Genomic DNA, 3,274 nt, shown 5'->3' with positions numbered 1-3,274 from the left:
CAGAACGGCTTCGTCGAAAGCTTTAATGGTCGCGCGCGCGACGGGTGCCTGAACGAACAGCTGTTCCGGGCCGACTACCGTGCGCCCGCATAGCAGCTTGGCGTCGGGAAGGGCCGGATTGTCCGGGATGGACCAGATCCACCGGTCCCGATTTCAAATCCCATCAAAATAATAGGAGTTAGTAGTTTTTCTATCAGGCATTGCCAGAAGGCGTCTTGTAGCCTGCTCAGATCAGCATCGGTCGGGCCTGGGACATCGGCGACACCGAAGCAGCTGTTGATCTGGCTGGAGGCGGTTTGCGTGAAGGGAGTGGAACGGGTTCTTTCAAAGGCGAGCCAAGGCTCTGGCCGGGTGCGGGCGTGGTCGCCTCGGGTGGGGTTGGTTTCGCTGGCACTGTCTGCGGCAGCGATCGCCCAGGCCGAGGGCGTGCCACCGAACGCGGCAAGCGAGACTGTGTCATGGAGCCTTGATCCCGTCGTAGCGCCCAGCGCTGCCAGCCGCGCAATTCTTACCGTTCGGGGCTCGATCCGGGAGGGCTGGCACGTTTACGGGTTGAAGCAGTCAGCCACTGGTCCAACGCCGCTCGTGGTATCCGTCGAGCAAAACGCGGTCGCGACAGCGGCGGGGCCAGTCGGCGGCAGCGCGCCCATCGTCGCGCTTGATCCAGCTTTCGGCTTCGTGACGCCATACTATGCGCGCAGTTTCAGCGTGACGGTTCCGGTGCGGTTGCGTTCGCGCCTGACGCCCGGGCGACAGGTCGTTCCGGTCAGTATCCGCTACCAATCCTGTGATGGCCGGATTTGCCTGCCGCCCAAAACGGTCCATGTGACGGTGCCGATCACCATCGCGGCGAAGTCCTGACCATGCCTCGGTCGATCCCAGATCGGTCCGGCAAGCGCTCGGCGCGGGGCCCGGCGTTGAATGTGGTGGGTTCCTGGGGGCTCGGCCTCAGTGTGCTGGCCTTGGGCGGCACGATTGCGACGCGGTCTTTCGTCGATCCGGCCAACGCGCAAATCGCTGTCCAGAACCAAGGATATGTTCCCTATAGCGACGCTCCGATCCGGTATCGCGACCCGGTCAACGATCCTGTCGCAGCGGCGCAACGCGCGTTGGACCAGGGCAGCGCAAAACTCTCCTACGACAAGGATCGCGGCTACCTCCCATCGGTTCTGAAGTTGCTCAAGATACCGGTAAGCTCGCAAACCCTGGTCTTCTCGAAGACAAGTTTTCAATTCACGAAGATCTCGGCCGACCATCCTCGCGCGCTTTACTATAACGATGACGTCTATGTCGGGTCGGTCCATCAGGGAAAGACCGTCGAGTTGGTCTCGTTCGATCCGATGCAGGGTGCGATTTTCTATCTGCTCGACGACGTTAAATCGGACAAGCCGACTTTCAAACGCGCCGAACTCGATTGCACGCAATGCCATATCGCGGCCGGCACGCGCGGCGTGCCTGGCGTGTTGCTACGCTCGGTCTATCCCTCGCAGACCGGCAATCTCACTCCGCGCGCGCCGCAATATATCACCGATCAGAAGAGCCCGCTCAAAGAGCGATGGGGCGGCTGGTACGTCACCGGCGCGCTGGCTCCGGCAACGATGGCCAATGCTGCAACCGTCGCGGGGCCTGCCGATGTCAGCCCGGGCGCTGACAAGCCGCTGCCCAGGCTCGCTCCACTCGAAAAACCGTTCGATGCGTCCGCCTATCTCACCCGGACCAGCGATCAGGTCGCGCTGCTGGTGCTCGCGCATCAGACGCAAATGCACAATCTGATCACACTGACCAACTACCAGACGCGGATCGCGCTCTATGCGCTCGCCCAGAACGGTGGAGCGGCCACCGCTGCATCGCTCGATGGCTTACCCGCTGCCACCCAGGACAAGATTCGGCGGCCCGCCGAACAATTGGTGCGGTATCTGCTTTTCGCTGGTGAAACGCCGCTGGGCGGACTCGACCGTCGCAAGGTGATCGCGTCGTCGGCCTTCGCGCGCGAGTTCGCGGCACAGGGCGCGCGCGATTCCAAAGGCCGGTCGCTGCGAGATTTCGATCTTCACGATCGGATCTTCCGCTACCCGTGCAGCTACCTGATCTATTCGTCGGCCTTCGACTCGATCCCGGAGCCGGCGAAGGGGTATGTCTATCATCGCCTGTTCGAGGTCCTGACCGGGCAGGAGCAGGGCGAAGATTTCGCGCGCCTGTCCCCGCAGGATCGCCGGGAAATTCTCTCCATTCTTCTTGAAACCAAGCCCGGCTTGCCGACCGAGTGGCGGACCTACGCAAGCTCCAACCGTCTGCGCGTGGCGCAGAGGGCGATGCCCGGACGAAAACCTGCGACCTGACCTAGCGTATTCAATTTCCAGCCCAACGATCGGAGTGTGCCATGAAGAAGACTTTTAAGGCTACAGCATTTGCGGCCACCTTTCTTGCCAGCGTCGCGGCGACAGCCGTAGCTGCCGATACCGGCAACGGCGCGGTCGTCGGTCGTTGGGACGCCACGCTTTCGCGCGACGGCGTCGAGATCCCGTTCCGCCTCGACATTGCGGCTGACGGATCGGCGATCAAGGGCGTCTTCTATGACGGGTTCAAACCCTATGACGGGACGACCAGCGCCACATTCCAGAATGGCAATCTCGTTTTGAACGTCGATCACTATCTCACCACCATCAACGCCAAGCTCAAGGGCGGACAGCTCAACGGAACGGTCGTTGCCCAGAATCGCGAAACCAGCAGTGACTACAGCTTCCACGCGGTTCGCCACGTCGACGCGCCGACGACCACAGTGTCGTCGGTGCCGCAAGTTGCGGGCATTTGGGAGATTCCGCTCGCTTCGCCGTCGTCCAAGGGGGAAAAGGCGTTCCGCTTCGTCGTGCAGCAGCGCGGTGACGAACTCGCCGCCTCGATCCTTCGTATCGACGGCGACACCGGTGCCTATACCGGCGCATTCAAGGACGGAAAGTGGGTGCTCAGCCACTTTGACGGCAGCCGTCCCGGCGTGATCGTCGTGACACCGAAGGCCGACGGGACGCTTGACGTCCAGCAGCAGATCGCCCGGGCCAAGGCCGTGGCAACCGCCGTGGCGAAGCCCGCCGGCAACGACTATGCCGCCGAAACCGCGCCCGACGGCCGCTATGCCAAGACGCTCGTTGCCTATCGCCCGGACGTAGCGCGCGCGAAGGGCTTTGCGCAGCCCGACAGCTTCCTCACGCACACGACCGTCACCAATCCGAACGAGACCTTCAAGTTCGCCTTCCCGGACAATGACGGCAAGATCGTC

At 62.5% G+C, this 3,274-nt stretch carries 3 protein-coding genes and 1 pseudogene; all 4 read left to right on the top strand.

The window, feature by feature from the left end; translation table 11 throughout:
• Positions 1 to 69 (top strand): annotated as a pseudogene (locus ACEK02_RS30220) (integrase core domain-containing protein); the annotation flags it as partial.
• A gap of 207 nt (positions 70 to 276) precedes the next feature.
• A complete protein-coding gene (locus ACEK02_RS30215) occupies positions 277 to 861 on the top strand; it encodes a protein-disulfide reductase DsbD domain-containing protein (RefSeq protein ID WP_371425121.1) in 585 nt (194 codons plus the stop codon).
• 2 nt (positions 862 to 863) lie between these two features.
• A complete protein-coding gene (locus ACEK02_RS30210) occupies positions 864 to 2,339 on the top strand; it encodes a hypothetical protein (protein ID WP_371425120.1) in 1,476 nt (491 codons plus the stop codon).
• Between the two features lie 41 nt (positions 2,340 to 2,380).
• Positions 2,381 to 3,274: hypothetical protein (locus ACEK02_RS30205; protein WP_371425119.1), on the top strand; the 894-nt coding region annotated here is incomplete at its 3' end.

The organism is Tardiphaga sp. (assembly GCF_041424195.1).
Classification (GTDB): Bacteria; Pseudomonadota; Alphaproteobacteria; order Rhizobiales; family Xanthobacteraceae; genus Tardiphaga.
The sequence above is the reverse complement of the archived record's forward strand: the minus strand, read 5'-3'. Positions and strand labels throughout refer to the sequence as shown.

Bases quoted from the DNA above. Each gene is read 5' to 3' on its own strand.
- ACEK02_RS30210 (WP_371425120.1), top strand. From the start codon at position 864: ATGCCTCGGTCGATCCCAGATCGGTCCGGCAAGCGCTCGGCGCGGGGC.